This is a genomic window from Lysinibacillus sp. FSL P2-0066, from assembly GCF_037969495.1.
In the GTDB taxonomy this organism is placed as follows: Bacteria; Bacillota; Bacilli; order Bacillales_A; family Planococcaceae; genus Lysinibacillus; species Lysinibacillus boronitolerans.
In genome coordinates, this window is sequence record NZ_CP150202.1 from 1961117 (window position 1) to 1982737 (window position 21621).

General features: G+C 38.6%; 28 protein-coding genes. 16 read left to right on the plus strand and 12 right to left on the minus strand.

Annotation, left to right across the window (positions count from 1 at the left end; translation table 11 throughout):
- The first annotated feature begins 221 nt into the window (after positions 1 to 221).
- From MKZ14_RS09585 to MKZ14_RS09595, 3 genes are all read left to right on the plus strand, one after another.
- A complete protein-coding gene (locus MKZ14_RS09585) occupies positions 222 to 530 on the plus strand; it encodes a hypothetical protein (RefSeq protein WP_004228634.1) in 309 nt (102 codons plus the stop codon).
- A gap of 106 nt (positions 531 to 636) precedes the next feature.
- A complete protein-coding gene (locus MKZ14_RS09590) occupies positions 637 to 1056 on the plus strand; it encodes a hypothetical protein (RefSeq protein ID WP_333006665.1) in 420 nt (139 codons plus the stop codon).
- A gap of 215 nt (positions 1057 to 1271) precedes the next feature.
- Entirely contained in the window at positions 1272 to 2084 is an 813-nt protein-coding gene (locus MKZ14_RS09595; RefSeq protein ID WP_339280869.1) for a DnaD domain protein, read from the plus strand.
- On the opposite strand, the gene MKZ14_RS09600 is transcribed toward MKZ14_RS09595, so the two are convergent.
- Positions 2070 to 2990 carry an aminoglycoside phosphotransferase family protein gene (locus MKZ14_RS09600; protein ID WP_312126090.1) on the minus strand — a complete coding sequence of 307 codons (921 nt, stop codon included), beginning with the start codon at positions 2988 to 2990 and terminating at the stop codon, positions 2070 to 2072. The two genes, MKZ14_RS09595 and MKZ14_RS09600, sit on opposite strands and share 15 nt — an antisense overlap.
- A 369-nt stretch (positions 2991 to 3359) precedes the next feature.
- Between MKZ14_RS09600 and MKZ14_RS09605 the strand changes: the two genes are divergently transcribed.
- The gene (locus MKZ14_RS09605) at positions 3360 to 4136 is read left to right on the plus strand and encodes an N-acetylmuramoyl-L-alanine amidase (RefSeq protein ID WP_016995468.1); all 777 of its coding nucleotides are present in this window, start codon (positions 3360 to 3362) and stop codon (positions 4134 to 4136) included.
- A 107-nt stretch (positions 4137 to 4243) separates the two neighbouring features.
- Positions 4244 to 4522: a hypothetical protein gene (locus MKZ14_RS09610; RefSeq protein ID WP_036080983.1), complete on the plus strand. Its 279-nt coding sequence runs from the start codon at positions 4244 to 4246 to the stop codon at positions 4520 to 4522.
- Positions 4523 to 4572: 50 nt separating this feature from the next.
- Here the strand turns inward: MKZ14_RS09610 and MKZ14_RS09615 are convergent, their stop codons facing one another.
- The 4 genes from MKZ14_RS09615 to MKZ14_RS09630 all read right to left on the minus strand — a co-directional run bounded on the left by MKZ14_RS09615 (position 4573) and on the right by MKZ14_RS09630 (position 7453).
- Positions 4573 to 5181, minus strand: coding sequence for a copper amine oxidase N-terminal domain-containing protein (locus MKZ14_RS09615; RefSeq protein WP_339280870.1), 609 nt, complete (start codon positions 5179 to 5181; stop codon positions 4573 to 4575).
- A 143-nt stretch (positions 5182 to 5324) separates the two neighbouring features.
- On the minus strand, positions 5325 to 5816 hold the full coding sequence (locus tag MKZ14_RS09620) for a DUF2975 domain-containing protein (RefSeq protein WP_258858791.1): 492 nt from the start codon (positions 5814 to 5816) through the stop codon (positions 5325 to 5327).
- A gap of 143 nt (positions 5817 to 5959) precedes the next feature.
- Positions 5960 to 6667 carry a DNA alkylation repair protein gene (locus MKZ14_RS09625; protein ID WP_333006660.1) on the minus strand — a complete coding sequence of 236 codons (708 nt, stop codon included), beginning with the start codon at positions 6665 to 6667 and terminating at the stop codon, positions 5960 to 5962.
- Between the two features lie 165 nt (positions 6668 to 6832).
- On the minus strand, positions 6833 to 7453 hold the full coding sequence (locus MKZ14_RS09630; protein ID WP_333006659.1) for a hypothetical protein: 621 nt from the start codon (positions 7451 to 7453) through the stop codon (positions 6833 to 6835).
- A gap of 271 nt (positions 7454 to 7724) precedes the next feature.
- Between MKZ14_RS09630 and MKZ14_RS09635 the strand changes: the two genes are divergently transcribed.
- From MKZ14_RS09635 to MKZ14_RS09660, 6 genes are all read left to right on the plus strand, one after another.
- The gene (locus tag MKZ14_RS09635; protein ID WP_309484730.1) at positions 7725 to 8069 is read left to right on the plus strand and encodes a KGG domain-containing protein; all 345 of its coding nucleotides are present in this window, start codon (positions 7725 to 7727) and stop codon (positions 8067 to 8069) included.
- A 179-nt stretch (positions 8070 to 8248) separates the two neighbouring features.
- Complete coding sequence (locus tag MKZ14_RS09640; RefSeq protein WP_036080962.1) at positions 8249 to 8803, plus strand: hypothetical protein; 555 nt, start codon at positions 8249 to 8251, stop codon at positions 8801 to 8803.
- 71 nt (positions 8804 to 8874) lie between these two features.
- Positions 8875 to 9057 (plus strand): hypothetical protein, encoded by a 183-nt coding sequence (locus MKZ14_RS09645; protein ID WP_243456430.1) that lies wholly within the window; start codon positions 8875 to 8877, stop codon positions 9055 to 9057.
- 696 nt (positions 9058 to 9753) lie between these two features.
- Positions 9754 to 10791 carry an aminotransferase class V-fold PLP-dependent enzyme gene (locus MKZ14_RS09650; protein WP_333006658.1) on the plus strand — a complete coding sequence of 346 codons (1038 nt, stop codon included), beginning with the start codon at positions 9754 to 9756 and terminating at the stop codon, positions 10789 to 10791.
- A 94-nt stretch (positions 10792 to 10885) separates the two neighbouring features.
- Positions 10886 to 11437 carry a DUF1697 domain-containing protein gene (locus MKZ14_RS09655; RefSeq protein ID WP_333006657.1) on the plus strand — a complete coding sequence of 184 codons (552 nt, stop codon included), beginning with the start codon at positions 10886 to 10888 and terminating at the stop codon, positions 11435 to 11437.
- Between the two features lie 36 nt (positions 11438 to 11473).
- Positions 11474 to 11686, plus strand: a complete 213-nt coding sequence (locus MKZ14_RS09660; RefSeq protein WP_016991485.1) for a hypothetical protein — start codon at positions 11474 to 11476, stop codon at positions 11684 to 11686.
- Between the two features lie 45 nt (positions 11687 to 11731).
- On the opposite strand, the gene MKZ14_RS09665 is transcribed toward MKZ14_RS09660, so the two are convergent.
- Positions 11732 to 11923, minus strand: a complete 192-nt coding sequence (locus MKZ14_RS09665; RefSeq protein ID WP_016991486.1) for a hypothetical protein — start codon at positions 11921 to 11923, stop codon at positions 11732 to 11734.
- Between the two features lie 400 nt (positions 11924 to 12323).
- Here MKZ14_RS09665 and MKZ14_RS09670 point away from each other — a divergent pair, with 400 nt between their 5' ends.
- Positions 12324 to 13130 (plus strand): SDR family NAD(P)-dependent oxidoreductase, encoded by an 807-nt coding sequence (locus MKZ14_RS09670; protein ID WP_333006656.1) that lies wholly within the window; start codon positions 12324 to 12326, stop codon positions 13128 to 13130.
- A 46-nt stretch (positions 13131 to 13176) separates the two neighbouring features.
- Here the strand turns inward: MKZ14_RS09670 and MKZ14_RS09675 are convergent, their stop codons facing one another.
- The 3 genes from MKZ14_RS09675 to MKZ14_RS09685 all read right to left on the minus strand — a co-directional run bounded on the left by MKZ14_RS09675 (position 13177) and on the right by MKZ14_RS09685 (position 16289).
- Positions 13177 to 14391, minus strand: coding sequence for an ISL3 family transposase (locus MKZ14_RS09675; protein ID WP_333007013.1), 1215 nt, complete (start codon positions 14389 to 14391; stop codon positions 13177 to 13179).
- A gap of 172 nt (positions 14392 to 14563) precedes the next feature.
- Positions 14564 to 15067 carry a DinB family protein gene (locus MKZ14_RS09680; protein WP_333006631.1) on the minus strand — a complete coding sequence of 168 codons (504 nt, stop codon included), beginning with the start codon at positions 15065 to 15067 and terminating at the stop codon, positions 14564 to 14566.
- Positions 15068 to 15416: 349 nt separating this feature from the next.
- The gene (locus MKZ14_RS09685) at positions 15417 to 16289 is read right to left on the minus strand and encodes a DMT family transporter (RefSeq protein WP_333006632.1); all 873 of its coding nucleotides are present in this window, start codon (positions 16287 to 16289) and stop codon (positions 15417 to 15419) included.
- Between the two features lie 261 nt (positions 16290 to 16550).
- On the opposite strand from MKZ14_RS09685, the gene MKZ14_RS09690 reads away from it, so the two are divergent.
- On the plus strand, positions 16551 to 16880 hold the full coding sequence (locus MKZ14_RS09690) for a GNAT family N-acetyltransferase (protein WP_333006633.1): 330 nt from the start codon (positions 16551 to 16553) through the stop codon (positions 16878 to 16880).
- A 36-nt stretch (positions 16881 to 16916) separates the two neighbouring features.
- On the opposite strand, the gene MKZ14_RS09695 is transcribed toward MKZ14_RS09690, so the two are convergent.
- From MKZ14_RS09695 to MKZ14_RS09705, 3 genes are all read right to left on the minus strand, one after another.
- The gene (locus MKZ14_RS09695; RefSeq protein WP_333006634.1) at positions 16917 to 17387 is read right to left on the minus strand and encodes a hypothetical protein; all 471 of its coding nucleotides are present in this window, start codon (positions 17385 to 17387) and stop codon (positions 16917 to 16919) included.
- Between the two features lie 51 nt (positions 17388 to 17438).
- Positions 17439 to 17888: a DinB family protein gene (locus MKZ14_RS09700; RefSeq protein WP_082148155.1), complete on the minus strand. Its 450-nt coding sequence runs from the start codon at positions 17886 to 17888 to the stop codon at positions 17439 to 17441.
- A gap of 127 nt (positions 17889 to 18015) precedes the next feature.
- On the minus strand, positions 18016 to 18561 hold the full coding sequence (locus MKZ14_RS09705) for a hypothetical protein (protein ID WP_048393824.1): 546 nt from the start codon (positions 18559 to 18561) through the stop codon (positions 18016 to 18018).
- 369 nt (positions 18562 to 18930) lie between these two features.
- Here MKZ14_RS09705 and MKZ14_RS09710 point away from each other — a divergent pair, with 369 nt between their 5' ends.
- From MKZ14_RS09710 to MKZ14_RS09720, 3 genes are all read left to right on the plus strand, one after another.
- Positions 18931 to 19497: a TetR/AcrR family transcriptional regulator gene (locus tag MKZ14_RS09710; protein WP_048393822.1), complete on the plus strand. Its 567-nt coding sequence runs from the start codon at positions 18931 to 18933 to the stop codon at positions 19495 to 19497.
- Positions 19498 to 19623: 126 nt separating this feature from the next.
- Positions 19624 to 20748, plus strand: coding sequence for an ABC transporter permease (locus MKZ14_RS09715; protein WP_115673750.1), 1125 nt, complete (start codon positions 19624 to 19626; stop codon positions 20746 to 20748).
- Positions 20749 to 21426 (plus strand): ABC transporter ATP-binding protein, encoded by a 678-nt coding sequence (locus MKZ14_RS09720; protein WP_333006635.1) that lies wholly within the window; start codon positions 20749 to 20751, stop codon positions 21424 to 21426.
- Positions 21427 to 21621: the final 195 nt, after the last annotated feature.

Genomic DNA, 21621 nt, shown 5'->3' on the forward strand with positions numbered 1-21621 from the left:
CCGCCAGATAAGACATTGTATCCGTCAAAAATAGCATTCTATCCATCGATTTGAAAGAGCAATCCAATCTAAGCGTTTGTACCCATCATCCACCACGTTTTACAGGCTATCCACCAAGCGTTACATATAAAAATCATAAAAAGTGTCACATCTACCCTAGGTGTGGCTTTTTTTGTTGCATTTAATAGAAGGGAGTACATTTGCAATAGAGAGGTGGTACTATGCAATTAACAGATGGTACACAGATATTTGACACGGATATCATTGATGAGGCTGCTAAAAAGAGGGAGCGTGATGAGCAGGAGCGGGAGATGCTCAACGCCTTTGCCCGCTATGCTTACCTACGATATAAGCAAATACGAGACAAAGTAAATCCACGGAAATGCAAATATATGTATATTCATCAGGTACGCCAGCAATTAGCATTGCCTGCTAGACTACAACGTGTTTGCAAGCTGTTAACGATGACAGAAGAAGAAGTTCTCTACATTGTAGAATTTGTGCGGAAGTACTTGAAATACGTTAAATAAGCCTCATCTTCATAGATGGGGTTTTTTTACATAATTTCTAGGGAGAATTGTTTCTCAACACCCGCTCCATATAGTATGATGAACGTGTATAAAGGAGTGAGCATAGTTGAGATTGATTAAATTTTTAGTGGTAATTGTTATATTCGTTGGTGTAGTAGGGTATGGTGTGCTACATTTCGGCACAAAATTTGCCTCTGAAAAAATTGTAGATACCTTGTCGACAGAATTGGAAAATAGCGGACAAAAGGAACAAATCAAAAATACCATTGAAAATGACCCACAATTAAAAGCCTATATGGAAGAGGCGAAAACGGTCGATAGCAGTACATTACCGTTTACGACAAAAGAAGAGGCAACAAAAGTCTTAATTCAAAAAGTCGGCATTACAGATTTGAACGACATTCGTGTGAAATTGCAGGATGGCTCGATGACGCAGGAAGAAGCTCTGCAAATGGTGGAGGGCAAATTATCTGATGAAGAGATTGCCGCTTTAAAAGTCATCGTCTATAAAGAGCTTTATAAATAAAACAGCAGAAGTTATTGTTTGCTTCTGCTTGCATTACCCATTACAGATCATGATTATATTTCTATCTAAATATTGTAGGAATTCGCTAAAAAATTCTTTTCACCTGCTGAAAAGGGCATGCTTCATGGCATGTTCTTTTTTTTCTTTTTATGTCCCTTTTTTAAAAATTTTCTTTATATAGTTAGAAAGGACATTAGATGGAAAGAGGGATCATCATGATTTATCGAGTAGCCAAAAAGGAGAATTTTGTTGTTTTGGATAAAGCATTTTTAAATGATGAGCAATTAAGCTGGAAAGCAAAGGGGCTGCTTGCCTATATGCTGTCTTTACCAGATGATTGGTCATTTAGTCTTGCAGATTTAGCAATACGTAGTAAATGTGGACGGGAAGCGACAGCCAAAATTTTGGACGAACTCATAGAGGCGGGCTATCTTCAAAAAGTACAGGAACGAGGAAAAGACGGCAAATTCGGTAGGGTAGAATTTTTCGTCTATGAAGCATCAAAACGTGCTGCTATACCGTCAACGGGAAATTCGTCAACGGTCGTACCATCGACGGAAAAGCCCACACTACTAAATAATAATTTACTAAATAATCAATTACTAAAAGATAATGATGATAAGGAGTCTACTAGCACTGCCTACCACTTTTATGCACAACAAGGCTTTGGCACACTAACAGCCTACATTGCTAGTAAAATTCGTCATTGGCTCACTATTTTCTCAGAGGACATGGTCATCTATGCGATGAAGCTAGCGGTGGAGCATAATGTTTTACACTGGCGGTATGTAGAGAGCATCTTACAAAATTGGTGCGATCAGAACATAAAGAGTTTTGCAGATATTGCTATCGAGCAGCAGCGTTTTCAAGCCCGCAAGCAGCAAGCGTCACCACCTTCTAAAGCCAGACGACTGGAAATCATTCCGAAGTGGTTGCAGCAACGTGGTGAGGAGGAACCAAAATCTCAGCCAACAATTGATTTTGCAGCAGAGCGGCAAAAAATATTAGCCCTCTTACGGAGTGAATAAATTCTTCGCATACCATGAAGGTTTAATCGATGAAAAGTCATCATGATCCTGTAAAATCATGTGAATTCTTTCCAACGCATCATCAAAGGAGCGTGGATCATAGTGACGAGTCCAAACAATGGTTGAAAAGACAGTCATGGCTGCATAGAGAGCATATAACCGCCAAAACAGATCGTCTGGTGCAGATGAAAAATAGCCATCAATCTGCCCAATACAAAAGGGGATACTTTGTCGTCTACTAAACAAGGCAAGATTATAAAAGTCATGATAAGGATCACCCACATCATAGCCATTAAAATCAATCACCCCATTGTAAGTATGTCCCTTACAAATAATGTGACCGAGATGGAAATCATCATGAAGCAGGGTGATGGGGCGTTGCTTTAACAGTGGTAAGTTTGCATGAATAAAGCGCAATAGTTTAGCCTCTTGTGGCAGTTGATAGGCATCTTGTTGGTATGCCTTCAAATAGGTAGAAAACTTTTTGAGCTGCGTTGTCTCCCAATGAATTTTTTGTGGAGGGCTCACTTGATGTATTTTTCTCAATTCCTTTCCCGCCGCAAGACCGAGGTGGTATTGCTCAGAGTCAGAAAGTTCCTGAATGATTTCATCGGCAGGCGAGCCTTCTAAAAAGCTAACGACCATTGCGGAGACGTTGGCTTCCTGAAACAAGGTATAGTCAACTGCTTTATGTGTTCTTACACCCTGGTTTGCTAACCCTTGGAGCAAGGAAAACTCTACTGCACGTTTGTCATGATGTGCTAGAGCTGACAGGCGCACCAAATAGCGCGTTTCACCAACTGTTACGACATACTTGCTATCAGGTGAATAGCCTTTGTTCATTTTCACTAGCTGTGTAAAGCCATGTAAGCTTGGTAATTCACGAATAATCTCTAGTGCCTGCACACTTTCTTTCCTCGCTTTCAATATTTTAGAAGATCTAAAATACTATAGGTAACAATACTTTGTCAATGCTTGGAATCGAGAAAAGAGGTTATAAAATCATAATGAAAAAATAGTAAAAGAGCACAACTAACTAGAAAACACTTTTGTGTGAGCATTTACTAATAGTAAGTGGATGTCTTTGTGACATTCACACTTCATAGCTTCGAGGAAAGAGAGGTGAAACGATCGCAGTAGCCTTAAGCACGAACAGAAGCTGATAAGCCTCGAAAGGAACCTCAAATCATCTGTTGTTTACCCTAAAAAAACCTAAAGAAGAAAAGAATAACATAGCGTCAGTCGCTAAAAAATAATAGGAAAGGACGGTGCAACATGAGTTATGTTATTGAAAAACAGATCATGTCAGGGCTACCAAATCAGGAACTCACGGCAGTAAAATACGTTGTAGCGCATGAATCAGGTAATGGCAGCAATACAGGTCCAAATGCATTGGAAAACGAAATTGCCTACATGAATCGAAATAAAGCCAATGCCTTTGTCTCTCACTGGGTAGGCGGTGGTGGAAGAATCGTACAAGTAGCCCCAGTCAATCGCGTGCAATATGGCTGTGGACCAAAGGGAAATCCGTATAGCTATGCCCAGGTGGAATTGGCAAGGACGGCTGATAAGGAACAATTTAAAAAGGACTATGCGGCTTATATTTGGCTGTTACGTAAGCTTGCTATAGAGGCAGGGATTCCCGCTGTTTTAGATGGTAGCGGCAACGGCATTAAGTCACATCGATGGATTGCGGAAAATCTAGGAGGCACTTCGCACAAAGATCCTTTTGACTATTTAAAAAGTATGGGGATTACAGAAGCACAGTTCCAGCAAGATATTAAAAATGGGCTTGAGGAGGGATTAACAGTGTCACAATATAATGAGCTAAAACAAGAAATAGAGACGTTGAAAAGCTTACTAGCTGAAAAAGCTAGTTTACAAACAAGCAGAGAAGTGGGAGCAGCCCATAAAGAGGCTTGGGAATGGGCTATTAGCGAAGGCATTATCCGAGGCGATGGAAGTAAGAACATGAATCCAGCAGGCGCCTTAACAAGAGAGCAAATGGCGACTATGCTGAAACGCTATTACGACAAATTTATAGCCAACTAATTGTGCAGGATAAAGCTCCTATGTCATCATGAGCTTTATCCTTTTTCGTTGAATAAAGGTTTTTTCAAACTTTTGTCGAATGTAGTAGAAGAGAGGAGGGGTTTTTGATGTTAACCAAAATAAGAAAAGTAAAGTTTGAACAGGAAAGAAAAAATCCATTATACCAGGTGGTGATGGAATGTCCAGATGGTAAGCAACTCTATGTAAAATTTGATTATACGTATAAAACAAAAAATTTCTGGCCATTAGAAGTAAATTATAATAAAAAGAACTATGGCGCTAAACTAGCATGGTATACAAATGAAGTCGAGAATATGACCGTGGCATTATTTCTAGAAACGATTGCTGGTAAAATCAACAAGAAGTATGATTTTAACTTTAAGTAACAATAAAAAAAGCAGCACCTTGTAGGAGCATACTGCTTAAGGCTTGTCCATTATTTAGTTGAGATATAAACAACAAGTGCTGCCTCATCAAATGTTACATTTGCGCCAAGTGCTTGACTGACAAAGCGTAAAGGCACCATTGTTGTACCTTGATATATTTCAGCAGGATGGCTGAGTGTGATCGTTGATGTAGAACCGTTTGTATCAACATAAGCCGTTTTATTCCCCACACCAATCACAATTTTTTTACTGTCCTTTGTTGCCGTTACTTTTTTCGTTGCATTATCATAGCTAACCGTTGCCCCTAGAGATTCAAAAATCGCCTTCATCGGCACTAAGGTTGTGCCATTTTTCATATAAGCGCCAGGCGTATAATTTTGCTTCACGTCATTTAAATAGACAGCAACCTTTGTTAATACAGGTGCTACAGTTGCTTTAGGTGTTGGCGCAGAATAACTTTGACCGCCTGAAGAAGACCCTGCATTATTGCCACCATTGCCATTATGATAATGATAGCCTGAACAAAGCCCTTTAGCCTTTGATTTGTCAGAACAATTGTGACCACCATTGCTATCTAAACGCCCTGGATGTGCGCTCGCAATAGAGGCTGTGGTGAAAAATAATGTAAGCATTGCTATCAATAAAACCAATTTCTTCATATAAATCCTCCTATTCTTAAAATATGTAATTATTATACTGTTAAAAAGAGAATTATGACATGTTTTTATAGGAAATTAGTTTTAGCGGATATTTTTGATACAAAAAAAGGCGCTAACCGTCCAGATTGGTTAGTGCCATTTTGTTATACCGTTAATTGATTTTCGCTTTGGAGATCAATGGCCTTTTGGAGCAGTCGATGCAGAACGGCTGCAAAGGTTGCAATCGTACTGGTTACAAAGATGCTGATGAGTGTCAGCGCAATAATTCCTGTAATATCTTCCTTGCCAGTAAACATCATCATAATTGTTGCAATGCCTAGCACAAGGCCGAGCAAAATAGTGAGAGCACAATTTTTGATCGTTCTCAAAGCCCGTACAGATGATTTGGAGAACGCTTTATGCTGGTCGATGTTCGTTAAGAGGCGATAAGCTTGATACAATGCAGCATAATAGGGAATGCATAGAACATACACATAGATTAAAAAAAGATAGGACAAATAGGACGATTCTGGATGTGCGGCAGCATCCCGGCTGGCCATCTCAGGTAGCCAAAACAGACCTAAAGCTAAAACTGGTATACCAAGCAGAATAATGACGCTCTTTAGGAAAATGGTTGACCCCTTTTTATGTTTCATTTAAAAACACCTCACTGGTAGTAGTATATTGATTTTAAAATAAAATTTATCGTTTTTCAATAAAAATATATTATAATTCATTGTTTTTTCGAGTAAAAAAAAGACGTCAATCCTTATAGGATCGATGCCTTTAAGTGCGATGATTAACATCTCACATATTTACGCTTAAAGCCAATTCTGCCTCGTGCTACTTCCTTTTGAATCATTTCATACGCATTGAGCTGCGTGCTTTTTTTGTTGTCTCGTTTCATTTCCACAGGACCTATCGCCTGTGCGGTTGCCACTGCTTGTTCGTGGAGCGGCACATAGGAAATAGCTACCGTGTATAAAAAATTATTCATGGCCGATTTTGTGCGTTCGGGTGCATCGTGAATGGTATTTTTCACGATTTCCAGCATTTGAGCTAGCTTGCTCTCGGAAAACTCGCTATCCTTGCGATTCCCTAATAGCCAGCAATAGCAGCTCCAGCCCGCAGACATTTTCAATTCCTCACCACTGGCAATCCACGCATCCGCCACTTCCTGAGCAATCGGTGCCTCTGCTAAAGTAACCGCTACTACATAATCCGACAGCATATAAAAATAAGCTGCCTCGATCCATCGATTAAAATCTTCCACAGTCATGGCTTTTGGATCTGCTATGATGCCAGCAAAGTACATCGCATCATAGTTGCCCGTAGCATAAAGCTCTTCTGCTAGAGCCTGATCGATTTTAATTTTCTTCGCAATAGGCTTCATGGCACCTGTTGCCACACCAAATAACGGCTCATGGGCACCATTTGACATATACATTTTTTTCGTCCGTTCCTTGCCAAGAGCCTCTAGCTCCTGCATCACCAATTCAGCATTCATAATAGCACTTCCTTTATTTCTGTTTTCTAGATTATTTTTATTATCCTATAAAGAATGTCTTTTTGTAATGGAATAAAAGCATATCATATTAGAATATAAAATATCATATCTGAATATATTTTTGTCAGTCATTTTATATTGAAGGAAGTACCTATTTCCAATTAGCTAGAGCCTATTCCATATAAACATAAATTGAGCTGCATCCGATTCGAGGGCAATTTGATGATAGTCTGTTGAATCATCATCTGTAATCAAGCGACCTTTTTGCACGTTTAAAATGGCATGTTTAACAGAGTCTGGATGTTCAATCGCATAGTGGGAGTCTTTTAGAAGAGTGAGGGCAGATCGACATTTATGTTTATCGATGCGCTCATTTTTTCCTTTAAAATACAGCTTGATTAGATAGGGTACATCGTCAATGATTAAACCAAGCTCAGGATTGGACCGAACAATTAAATCGTCACAGTACCAATTCGCCTTACCTGGATCAAACCACTGAACGTTTTTATTTTTTAAGAATTTTATATAGGCTTTAACAGCTTCCTGGTAATTTTTCTGGCGTGCAGGAAGGGCATTATCCACGATATCGAGTAAATAGGTATCATTCAAACGATGCTCATGGTATTTTTTTAACCCATCACGCAAGGCTTTCCAATAATCTTTTATTGGATGATAATCTCCCTGATATTTTATATCCTTCACAAACTTTGTTTTAGCTGCACTTCCCTTCATTGTGAAGTCTGTAAATTGTGTTAAACCAATAGATGGCTTTGTGAGAGTCGTCATTTTTCCATCACCCTTCTTTCATCCTCGATGACATACTATAGATTAGTATTATATTGGAAAGGGTACATGTATATGATTGATGGGCTTGTTAGCAATCTGCTCCTCACAGTGTTCTATTACAATAAGAAAATCAATTTTTTAAAAAAATATGTTTAGATGTGTTTTGACTGGGAATATAAATAGCGAGCTAGTAAAAAGCTCAAAAAAATATTTAGGAGGAATAGAAATGGCTAACAAGCAAAACAATCGCAACAGAAACAACAATGAAAACATGACTGTCGAAGAAGCGGGACGTAAAGGCGGAGAAGCTACCTCCAGAAATCATGACCGTGATTTTTATGAAGAAATTGGACGTAAAGGCGGCGAGGCTACGTCTAAAAATCATGGACATGAATTTTATCAAGAAATCGGGCGAAAAGGTGGAGAAGCTACGGCTGAAAACCACGGCGAAGAATTTTATGAAGAAATTGGCCGCAAAGGCGGAGAAGCTACCGCTGAAAAGCACGATGACGATTTTTATGAAGAAATAGGACGTAAAGGTGGAGAAGCACGCAGTAAACAGCGTAGTAACAACTCCAACGGCAACCAAAATCGTCGAAATAACAATAATAACTAATCACTTTTAAATAGGTCGAAACCCTTCACACACAGGGCGTTTGTAGTTTTAAACTACAAGCGCCTTTTTTGTTGTTAAGCTCCTCTCCATCCACAGGATAAATTTGTTGAATTTCTCCTAATTGTAGTATATATTTAATCCGCTTCTATTTGTTTTTAGAGGAAATGAGGATCGAGAGAATGACGCAAATTAAAGAAAAAGAACTATTTCAGGTAATTCAATCCGTCGTGCAGGCTGTGAACATGACGGTCAAGATAAAACAAGATGATTCAGGTATTAATATGAGTTATAACTTTATTGGGGACTATGTAGGATTTGATGCGAAACGATTAGTAGAGGCAAGAAATGAACTAATGCTTCCAACTTCACTTGAAATTTATGTAAAAACAATGACCCTGCATGAGCTAGGTCATGCAGTAGATCGAGAAGCATTACAGGCATCACTTCCACGTACAATTGAAATCTTTACGATGAAAAAGCAACATACCTTAAAAGAAATATATCATCAGGAACAACTTTTAGCCATGCTGATTGAAGAACATGAAATGAATATTCAATTTGAGCAAACGGCTTGGGAAAATGCATGGATGCTTAACCGTACACATCCCCTAGTTCCTGAAGAGGACTTTGACTATATCAAACAGCATAGCCTAGCGACCTATCAGAAATTATATGAGCAAGATTTACAAGCATATCACCATCTTTTGAACCAGCAGATGGTGCAATTAGTTTAGCTAGAAATAATCATTTCATACCGTCGCAGGAATAGATCAAACCAAATAGGGCAATGTAATACTACTTGGAGGTGATCATTTTGACAAAGGGCAAGCAATATAAACGTCAGTCAGAGTTGGCGGAATTAGCGACAGATTTAAGTCCAGATGATTTAGATGTGCGCGAAGAAAATGCTTTAACACAAGAGCAAAAGAAAAACTCGAACGAAGGAAATCGTTCAAAAAAATCTGCCACACGCAAATCGCAATCATAATGTGAACACCACAATCATTTTCGATTGTGGTGTTATTTTATCTATTGCCATTTTACATAGAACTGTACTACCGAGCGTTGATTTAATGTTACAATTTATAGAATGACTGAAAGGAGCTGGAATAAATGATTATATTTATCGTGTTTGTTGGGGTTGTCGTTGTCATAGGCATCATCAGTAATGCAAATAAAATTCACAGCAAATCAAACGAGCATAACCACCATATCCATTCCACAAACGATTTTTCAACAAATGATGCACATCTTTCCTCCCAAGACAGCCAACAGTGTGCTGATACTAGTGCTACTTCGAGTGACTCATCCTGTGGCTCCGGCGGGGAATGAAGGTCAACCTTCTAATTATGGAGAACTTGCTAGGAAATTTGGTTGAGGTGATCCATCAAAGAGAAAAGCCGTTCTAAAGAGAGTCGAAAGTGATCCGAAAAGGGAAGAACCCGCTCTAACATTCATCAAAGTAATCGAACTACGACAAATTTTTTATAACCTGAATAAAACGGAGGAGATCATCTTTGCACACCGATCTCTTCCGAAGTACATATGTAAAATTTTATCCCCTCATCACTAGCAACTATTGTTACTAGAGAAGCTGTGAACTGTTCTTTAAGCTATAGCGAAATTGCGGCAACAGGCGTAAGATAGAGGAATAGATAGAGAGAATTTGGAGGTAGCAGTAGATATGATACGATTCGAAAATGATTATGCAGAAGGTGCCCATCCACAAATTTTGCAGCGGTTAGTAGCAACAAATGAAGAACAATCTCCAGGGTATGGTATGGATGAGCATTCCGAAAAAGCAAGAGCCTATATAAAAAAAGCGATTGCAGCGGAGCAGGCAGACATTCACTTTTTAGTTGGTGGTACACAAACAAATACAACCGTGATAGCGTCTATTTTGCGTCCTCATCAGGGCGTCATTGCAGCGAGTACAGGACATATTGCGGTGCATGAAACAGGAGCTATTGAGGCAACGGGTCATAAGGTACTGACATTGCCTAGCGATGATGGCAAACTAACTGCGGCACAGGTGAAAGCCTGCTATGATGCACACTGGCAGGATAGCACACATGAGCATATGGTGCAGCCAGGCTTAGTGTACATATCTCATCCTACAGAAAATGGCACGACCTATAGTAAGGCAGAATTAACCGCCTTACGTGAAGTTTGCCGAGAATGTAGTTTACCGCTGTTTATCGATGGTGCTCGTTTAGGCTATGGTCTTGTGGCACAGGACAGTGATTTATCACTTGCTGACATCGCTAAGCTTTGTGATGTATTTTATATTGGTGGCACTAAAATGGGGGCATTGTTTGGGGAAGCAGTCGTGATCGTGAATCCTGCGTACCAAAGGGATTTCCGCTACATGATCAAGCAAAGAGGAGGGCTGCTTGCCAAAGGCCGATTATTAGGCATTCAGTTCGAAACGCTATTTGAAGATACGCTCTATATGGATATTTCCCATCATGCGGTAGATATGGCAATGCTGATACGACAGGCATTTCTCGATAAAGGCTTTGCAATGCGCTATGATTCGAAAACGAATCAGCAATTTCCGATTTTACCAAACCATCTACTTCGGTCGCTGGAAGAAAAATATTCCTTCTCCATTTGGGAAGCATACGATGATACTCATACGGTTGTGCGCTTTTGCACAAGCTGGGCTACGACCAAAGAAAATGTGGATCGCTTAATAGAAGATATCCACCAATTAGTATAGCTAATCAAGCTGCGCCCTGCATGAAAGGGTGCAGTTTTTTCCTATTATTCCCTAATTATTGCTATACTATAGATAAAAGGAAAGGTGGAATTCAATGACTAAATACGTAGCACTTTTAAGAGGGATTAATGTAGGTGGGCACAATAAATTAAAAATGGCTGAATTGAGAGATGCGCTGCAACCACTAGGTCTCCAAAACATTCGGACCTATATACAAAGTGGCAATATCCTGTTTGAATCGAGTGAATCAGAAGCACTTTTGCAACAGCAAATTCAAGAGACCATCCAAACTACTTTCACTATCACGAGTACAGTAATCATCCGTACAGCTGAAGAATTCCGCTCTATTGTGAACAATTGTCCTTTCTCAGAACAAGACTTAGTAGATGCACGGGCTACAGCTACAGGGGAAAGTCTCCATGTTGCACTACTTTCAACCGTTCCAACTGAAGAGAACGGTGCTAAGTTATTACAATATGTAAGTGAAAAAGAGCGCTGCATTATCAAGGGGAGAGATGTCTATCTTTTATTTTACGATAGCATTCGCAATGCCAAGCTTAGTCAACAACTGCCTAAGCTAGAGGTGCCTGCTACAGTTCGCAATTGGAAAACGATGATGAAGCTTGCGACAATGATTGATGAATAGGGAAAATCATCTTTTCTAAAAGGGGGGCGTTCTTAGATGCGACGGGATCAAGTAGGTTATTTTATTTATCCTTTACTGTACTTCATTGTTAGAACGATGAATCAATGGAGGAAGCATGAGCCGATTGCATGGGGAGAAAATGTGACAATGATGGTCATCACAATGGTCATCATCTATTTCTTTGTTTGGATGTGGAATTGGTCCAAAAAGCCATATCAATGGGGAAAGAAGAATAAGAAAGAAACATAAAGCAAGAGAGCAAATTTCATTATTGAAATGGTGCTCTCTTGTTTTTTACTTAAACTTTTCAGGTTTTGTGGCTTTAATAGAGGCAATTTCTCCACATTGCGTACAGACAGTGAAAATAAGGAGTGAGCCTGAGGAAAAGCTGGTATTCACGGGTCTTAAAGCAGCATAGCCATCTAATTTTCCTTCAGAAAAAGATTGACCGCCACAGGCTTTACAACGATATGTATTTGTTTCCATATTCTCACCTCGTAATGTAAGTTTAAGGAAATGATAGCATAGAAAAAACTACAGCGATATGCATCACTGTAGCTCAGAATTGGTTGATACCCTTTGAGGTTTTCTAAAGTATTATAGCATAACAAGTTATTCATTGTATAGATGAAGGAACATAACTAGATGGTGCGAATCCATTTGACTTTATCGAATTGGCTATTTGAACGAAAAGATTGGATGTTTCCTGATTGGTGATTGAATCATTTATGCCATCTTCATGATCTTTGTAAAATCAACAAGTTCACAGTGGAGCTATAAAATGCTAAAGGTTATTAGTTTAAAATTAAATAGTTTAATGTTAAACTATTTTACGTTAGGAGAGCTAATTTGCTCTTTTTCGTGTGATTTGAAGGAGGAATTGAAAATGGATCGAGTAAAAAATAAAGTGGCATTAGTAACAGGTGGGGCTTCTGGTATTGGTTTATCGGCAGCTAGCTTGTTAGCAAAAGAGGGCGCAAAAGTAGTCATTGCTGATTTTAATGTAGAGGGTGCGAAAGAAGCAGCAGCAACTTTAGTCAATGATGGGTATGAGGCGGCAGCGGTTTTCCTTGATGCAGGGGATGCTTCCTCCATTGAAGCGGCCGTGAACTTCACTGTAGAACAATACGGCTCATTAACGGTGCTCTTTAATAATGTTGGTCTAACTAACCTGAAGAAAGATTTAGATGTATTAAATATTGATTTAGATGAATGGGACCGTTTAGTCAATGTGAATTTAAAATCGATTCTACTGGGTAGTCGTTTTGCCATTCCACATATGCAAAAAGCGGGCGGGGGCTCAATTATTAATACGGCTTCTATGGCTGCATTCGCCAGTGACCAAATTCGTACAGCCTATGGGGCAACAAAAGCAGGTGTGGTGAATATGACAAGAAACATTGCCACACAATTTGGGAAGGATCATATTCGTTGTAATGCGGTTGCACCAGGTCTTATTTTAACACCAGCCGCGAAAAACAATATGCCAGAAGAAATGCTGGCCATTTATGCGAAATTTAATGCGCTACCCTATCATGGGGAAGCGGATGATATTGGCCATGCAGTTGTATTTTTAGCCTCTGACGAATCAAAATTTATGACGGGCCAAACACTGCAAATTGAAGGCGGACATTATCTCGCTAACCCAACCATCGCTGATACTAATAACTGGCTAGCATCTTATAGTCAATAAATAAGGTTCTAAGTCAAATGTTGGGGTGGTGTAATCTTTTAACACATTAACCCAGATGAACTCCGATTTCTTTATACTTTAAATTTAATAAGATTTTTGCTCGAAAGTGATCGAAACGCTGAAAGCCATATGCATTCCGTTTCATCACTTTTGTTTTATTATTAATGCCTTCCAAGAAGCCATTGGAATAACCAAAACTAAAGCTATTTAAGATTTCTACTTGCCAGTTCTTCAATGTTTGAATGGCTTTTAAGAAAGCTGGTAATTTTGTCTCTTCTACCTTACGGTAAAAAGCTAGTAATCGCTTCTTCACTTCTACAACATCATTTTTTGTCTTTGCCCAATCAAACCATTCACAATAGGCTTCCTTTAATTCATGAGCTACTTTTAATGTTTCAGACATTTCTGTATAACGCTGTAAGTACCACTGTTGTTTCGGTGATAATTTAGATGCACGTTTATACAATACATGACGCATACGTTTACACTTTGTACGATTGTATTTGTCCCATTCTTTTTGTACTTGTCGGCGCACTTCATCCATTGCCCAATAGATATAACGGCTAAAATGAAACCGGTCTGCCACAATAACAGGTCGACCTAGCGCTTGACGAACAGCTGCTTTAAAACTTGGATTCATATCCATGACCACTATCTCAACATCTGCTCCATACTGACTTAGGTAATTTTTTATGGTTTCTTTTTTACGATTCGGTAAAATATCAATCGGTTCGCGCGTCTCCGCATTCGCAATGATTAACTGATACGTACCTGCATCTGTATCGCCTTTATACTCATCAATCGCAATTGCTTTTGGTAAACGTACACCCTCTACTAATTGTTTTTTCGCTACCTTTTTAAAACGGCGAATAACCGTCGTGGTTGATGTACCTAGCACTTCTGCAGCTTCTTTAAATGTTTTAGCTTTAATAGCACGTATACTCACTACTTGATTCCATTCCTTTGAGTAACGTTGATATTTATCTACGAAGGGGGATTTTTCAGAGAAACGCTTTCCACAATCACAAACATAACGACGACGTTTATAGAAAAGAATAGTTAAACGTTCAAACCATTTTAAATGATTGATCTTTTGTATACGGTAATCGTGAACCTTCGATGTTTTTTTTTCACAAACTGGACATGGATGCGTGCACTTAGGCAATTGCACATACAATGCGATTCGATCGCCTACTTCTTCTACTTTCGTAATCTCTACATCTTTTAATCCTGGGATATTCATGTTAAAATTCATTTGCACAGTTCACCTTTCTATTACTTGTTTCTCGACAATTCAAGTATATATAAATCAGTGAATCTGTGCTTTTTTTATGCGTGTAATTGTGTAAATACCCCAAAAAATATTATAGAACCATAAATAAAAGAGGTTGTCTTAAAATAGACAACCTCTTTATTATTTGGCACAAGCTTAGCTACATTTGAGGAGCTTCCAACCCAAACTGAGCCCATTCCTCTTTCGCTGGACCATAAATACCTGGAACACTTAAACCAGCCTGACGCATCAGAACCGTCATTTGACCGCGATGATGACTTTGATGCTGTAGCAAAAATAATAACAGGGAACCATTCGGCATTTGTTGACCAATAAATTCAATCGTTTCAGTCATTGTCTTGTCAGTCCATTGCGATTGTATCGCTTCCACAAAGGCTTCACTCGCTTGGTGATAGCCATCTGCAATGAACTGAGCAGAAGTAGGAACTGGAAAATCCTTTGCTGGGGCTTCAAACGCTAAATTCGAATTCGAGGTAATAATTCGAATTGCAGTAACCGTGTGCCAAGCAACCCGTCCTAAAGTCCAGTTTTCGGGAGTGATTGCCTGATGTAGCGATTCATCTGTAAGGTGATTAAGTAATTTTTGCGTAGCAGCGGCTTCAAATGCCCAAGACTGTAAAAAATGATCGATTGTTTGAAACATGAAATCCCTCCAAAAATAGCCTATGATGTCTTATTTTCCTATGCTCCTAAAAGAAAAGCAAGATAAAGCACTGCATAAAGGGGAAGGGCAATAGAGAGCAGGATGTACATGCTCCATTCACCAATCGATAATCTTCGTTGCCACCTCGTTAATTTTAGCTGTCGACAATAGACCATACTAGCAAGTAAAAAAATTAATAAAGTAAAATCCTTTAAGTTCACTAAAAAGATGTTCAGAATATCAGCTCCTTTAGGCATTTGCAATATATGTGCAAACATGACGTTCAATGACCATAAGCTGAGCCAACATAAAAAGTGCGTCTCTATCTAACATAGAAACGCACTTCGTTTTATTCGTCTCGAATGACAATAAAAACCCCGCTAAAAATTAATAGGGAGCCTATCCAAAAGGAAAGCCCAATCGTCTCTCCCAATAAGAGCCAGCCTAAAAATGTGCCAACAATCGGTTGAAAGAAGAAAAACAAGCCGCCACTAGACGCATTCATTAATTGAAGTCCTTTATTCCACAATAAAAAACCACCAGCTGTTGAGATAATGCCTAAGTAAAGCAAGCCCCCCGAAATAGTCGGCTGTAAAACACTCACCATATCTAAATTCTTTAGCCTTGGAAGGACAAAAGGGGTCAATAACATCACGGCAATCATAGATGTATAGGTTGTGACAACAATTTGTGAGTAATGGCTTGGTACCTTTTTGACGAATACCGACATCAATGCCCACGTTAAGGCAGCAAGTAGTAAATAGAGTCCGCCTAATTGCTGTGTCACGTCGATTTTTCCGTTGCCTACAATGATCCCCACGCCAATCGTGGCAAGAGCGATAGACAAGCACTTTTTCAGCGTAATGCTTTCTTTTAAAATCAAACGGGCGAAGACAACCATAAAAGCAGGGGTTGTCGCCGTAATAATTGCCCCCATCTGCGCGGTGGATAGCATTGTGCCCATTTCCTGTGTCACAATGGAAATCGTGTTCCCAATAAGGCCAACAAGAAAAAGGATCAGCCAATCTTTTTTTGCTATTTTCCAGGATTGCCTCATCATGATCCCAATGATCCCGAGTGCAATCACCGCAATCAAATAGCGCATCCAAACAAGCTCTAATGGTGGCACAACCTCCACCACTACTTTAACGACTACATACATGGCACCCCAAATACTCGCAGCAAGCGATAAAAAGATGGCGCCGATTACTAGATTTCTCATGTTTTTTCCTCCGTTTTCATAGATACCTATGCCCTTAACGGAGAAAAAGCGCTTCTACCGTTAAGGAAGAAGAAGTGCTGGTACGTCCTGTTCAAATAATGGAGCAAACATCATCATAATCCCACCATTCTCAAGTCATTTTTTATAAGTATAATAGAATACACATCGTTTTCATAGGGAGTTTTCATGAAAGCAAGAATAGGGGGAGGCAAATGGTAGTACTTCACAATAATAAAGGAGATTTATCAATCTGTTGGGTGGATGAAACATGATGAACAGATGATCAAACAAGTTTTCAATGCAAGCACACATCAAGTATTCGCCGTGGTAGATGGAAAAATAGTGGATTTGTCAGATGGCGTATTTAATGCCGCCATTTATGATGTGGTTGTGCATCAAGCCTATCAAGGCACAGGGATTGCTCGTTTACTTCTGGAGGATATGATCGCACAGTTAAGGGAGGTATCCTGCATTCAGCTAATCGCCACAACAGGGAATGAACCGTTTTATGCAAAAATGGGCTTTAGAAAATTGAAAACGGGTATGGCCATCTATAAAAATCAGCAACTAGCTCAAGAATATTTGGAATAAAGGGAATGGTCGGAAACCCACCAATGGTTTCCGACCCTACAATTTTACTCCATTATTTTTAGACTGGATGAAATAGCTGTTAGTGGATACCCGCTTATAGTGCCCTACATTCCACTCATTCAAGTTGATTAAATCCTTAAGGAATTTGGGGACAGGGCAATTCCAATCTACATTTGCTATTGTTAGTGGGAAATTATCCTCAGCGGGATTAGGTGTATGGATATTAACTGAATCCAAACCAGCATCCTCCTCTACAAACTCCATCCATATTTGATAAGGTTTTCCGAATGTCGAGAGCCTTTCTGATAAGCGGTTATATAGGGCTATATGTGCTTTGATGTGCTCTCTTCTTATCTTTAAACCATCATTGCCGTACCCGTAAAAATCAAGGTGAGTGTGCCACAAATTAAACCAACCTTCTTCGTCAAAGTCTACAATAGATAGCTCTGTGGTTGTTTGTCGCCATAAGTTACGGAAATAACGCCTTTTCCCACGAAATTTTTTCAAATTACTGTTCCTCCATTTAAAAAGCTGTTTCTTTCATTGCGTTGCCTTTTATTAAAATAAAGGCTTTGGCAATCCACTAAGATGCGCGATAACAGAGATTTGCCCAACATGGTAAGCTTCATGTGAGTAAACATGATGAAACAACCAGTTAAGTGTAGGGACGGAAGGTGGCGTCCAACCATCGGAAAACTTCGGCACCTCGACTATTTCATTGAGCTGCGATTCGTCTAATGTATGTAGAATGTCATCCGTATAATTTCTAATTTGAATATAGCTATCTAGTATTTCCTTAGGCGAACAATCATCGTGAAGGTTTAATATACAAGGATTTTTAAGTCCAATTTCATTCACCCAATAGTCTTCGCTACTTGATAAATGAGAAATAATCCATGCTACATTATTTGGATAAAACTCAGATGTCTTAAACCAAAACGTCTCATCAAGTGTGCTTAGGTAAGGTATTAACGTTTTCCTAAGATCATTACGATATGGAAATAGCACATCTATACATCCTTTCATTTATTAATAGGTTTATTGTATAGGAACAAGCACGGGATAGGAAATGAATCCTTTTTTCTCAGATTAAAAGAGGTCTGGAATATTAAAAAAATCACCTAGAGGAAGGTGATTAAATCGGATTGACTTTAAGTTCTCTTAGAATTAAAAGAACGCCCATTCCATACACAATAGAAATGGCTAAAGGTACAAGTGTGAAGGCTTGATCGACAAAGAAGCCACCTAAAATCAGAGCAGAAAAGCAGACGCCTAGAGTCACAAATAAATAAGCCTTACTTTTATAAATCCATATGTATGGCAGAAAATGAGAACCTGCAAGTAAACCAATTGTAAAGGGAAGATATTCAGGTATATTCATATACACAATGATAAATACAGGTATGTAAAAAGCTTGAGGAGCGGCAACGATTCCTCCTAACGTCCCTAAAGGATTGCCAGTAGCGTTTAAATTAATCCCAAGAATTTTACTAATACCTAAACCGATAGGGAAAATGGCACCTAAGCCAAATATCCAACTTAAACGAACTGCTTCGATTGGCAAAACTAAGGGCATTAGAGTAAAAAGTAAAAAGACAACCGCACCAGAAAGTAAAATGGGAAATCCCTTTTTTACTTCAACGATCATTTCCTTTTGTAAATCTTCCAGTGTTTTATCCATCAACGCACCATCCTTCATGAAGTAAATAGAATATAACCTATAATATACCAGTATATTTCTATTTTTACCACAGATGATTTTAAATGGAATTTTTAGAAAAGTTTGCGATCCATTGCCTAAAAAATTCTTGAAGACCAAGATTATTATTAAAATTGTTGATTAGTGAAAGAAAGTCATTCCTTTTATCTTTCTTACGTTATAAGTACCTAAGGAGAATTTTGGGATTGGAAAATGACATAGTCGTCACCTTCTATAGAATGGTTATTACCTCTAACAAAAACGCAATTTACTCAAACATCATGCATGTTTAAAGGTTACTCGCTTTTTTTTTGTCTCAATGTTAGCATTGTAGAATATTGGAGGTATCATATGGGACGAGATAAAAAATTTTCTGAACAAGACCTTTGGCATCATACGCATCAGCTTTTGCTATCTGTTGGATATCAAGGGTTTACAATGAGCTTGCTTGCACAAAGTATTGGCGTATCAAGGGCCGCAATTTATAAACAATATCCAAATAAAGAAGAACTTATTATTCAATTTATGGTTTGGCAAATGGAAAAAAGCATCGAGAACCTTTCAAATGTTAATTTTTCGCAATCATTTGAACAACAGCTTGAGGACTTACTTGTTCGTATGTTTGATATGCGCGACCTACATCAAATTTTAGGATTCGCCTCACAAATTAATGACGTATCGCTAGTTGTGAAGCAAAAAAAGGAAGTATTAAATAACATGCATGGTGGACTTTACATACCACTTCAACAAGTAATTAAGCAGGGTAAGGAAGAGGGGATAATTGCAGAAGATCGTAACAACTTTATTTTGCTTAGCTTCATTTTTCAATTGATTGACATGCCAAACCATCTCAATATGCCTATAGAAAGCTTTTTAAAGGAGATCAAACTGCTTATTTTACATGGTATTTCAAAATAAGTAACAAGTATGTCACTTATTTTAGTTACACATGTGTAACTTTTGTGTATAATGAAAAAGAATTCATATTTAGCAGGATTTAATCTTTGTTCATATGAAATCTATTTCTAATATGGAGGCTACATCATGTTTTTAGCACTAAAAGAATTAAAATATGCGAAGTTCCGCTATGTAATGATGACCACAATTATCATTTTAATCGCATGGCTCGTGTTCATTTTATCGGGACTTGGCAACGGTTTAGCGACTTTGAGTGCCGCTACACTGAAAAATATCGACGCAGAATACGTTGTCTATGAAGAAACAGCAGGGGCTACATTCGCAAAATCGATCCTGTCAGAAAATCTGCAAGATGATTTAGAAAAACAAAAAAATGTAGATAAAGTCGCTGCGTTTGGCGCTTCTACAATAGCAGTCGGCAAAACAAAGTCAAAAGATGCCGATTCGAAGGAAGATGTCGCATTATTAGGCGTTGAGCCAGACGCATTTTTTATGCCAGAGGTAATCGAGGGTGAAAAATTATCATACGACAACAAAAAAGGTGTTGTTATTAACGATACGTTAAAAGAAGCAGGCTACAAGATTGGTGATATTTTACTAGTAGCAAACTCGGACATGAAATTAGAAGTGGTAGGTTATGTAAAAGGAGAAACCTATAATCACTTACCTGCTATTTTCACAGTACTGGAAAACTGGCGTGATTATCAATATGCAGCTCCTGGCTCTGATAATGATACGGACAAGGCTGTACAAGCTTTCTTCCTAAAGGCTCCTAACTTAGAAGATCCATCTACTATCGATAAAGCCGTAAAAGATGTTGAAACGGTTACAAAGAAAACAGCAATCAACGGTATGCCTGGTTATAAAGAAGAAAACGGCACTATTATGATGATGCTTGCTTTTTGTATCGTTATCTCTGCATTCATTATTGCTGTATTCTTCTACGTCATTACAATGCAAAAGACACAACAATTTGGTGTCATGAAAGCAATTGGCGCTAGCAATGGTTTCATCGGTAAAGCAATTGTTGCACAAGTAGCGATTCTATCAGTATTAGGTATCGTTATTGGTATCGTCTTCACATACTTAACGGCTAAAATTTTACCAGAGGGTATGCCATTTGACTTAGAACCGACCTTAATCATTACCTATGCGATTGTTTTATTAATTATTGCATTATTAAGTTCAATTGTTTCTGTACGTCAAATCGTTAAAATCGATCCATTAACAGCATTAGGGAGAGTGGAATAAATGGCGCTATTATCATTACAAAATGTTTCTAAAAGCTATAAAGAAGGCGCTAGCACTGTCCAAGCATTAAAGCAAGCAACACTTGAAGTAGAAGCTGGGGAGCTAGTAGCCATTATCGGTCCATCAGGTTCGGGTAAAAGTACACTACTTTCAATTGCAGGCGCTCTATTACAGATGTCAGAGGGTACTGTAGAAATTAACGGCAGGAATATTGTTCATCTTTCAGCAAAACAATTAGCAAGTTTCCGTTTAAAAGAGCTTGGTTTCATTTTACAAACATCTAACTTAGTACCTTACTTAAATGTACTTGATCAATTACTACTGGTGAAAAAAATGGGTGGTAAGGTGACAAAAGATGATAAAGAGTTTGCAAAGCAACTACTTACAGAGCTTGGCTTAAGTGATAAATTTAAAAAAATGCCGAATGAATTATCAGGTGGTGAGCGTCAACGTGTTGCGATTGCACGCGCATTCATGAATAACTCAAAAGTGATTTTAGCCGATGAACCAACTGCTAGCCTTGACTCTAAACGGGCACTTGAAGTCGTAAAGCTTCTTGCCAAAGAAGCAAAAGAACGTAATAAAGCTACCATAATGGTAACCCATGATGAACGAATGCTACAGTTCTGTGACCATGTATATCGTATGGAAGATGGCGTGCTCACGCAACAATCTTAATCAATACAAAATAGAGGCTGGTATAAAACTCTAGCTTTCATCAAAAAGGATTCGTGCTTTTGTGTCAGTAAAAGTGCGAGTCCTTTTCGTTATAGAAAGGAATATTAAATGATTTTTATTGTTTAAACGATCAACCTAAGCTAGGAAAAACATTTGATGATTATGCACGTTTATCATGCCTCTTCAAAAACTGCT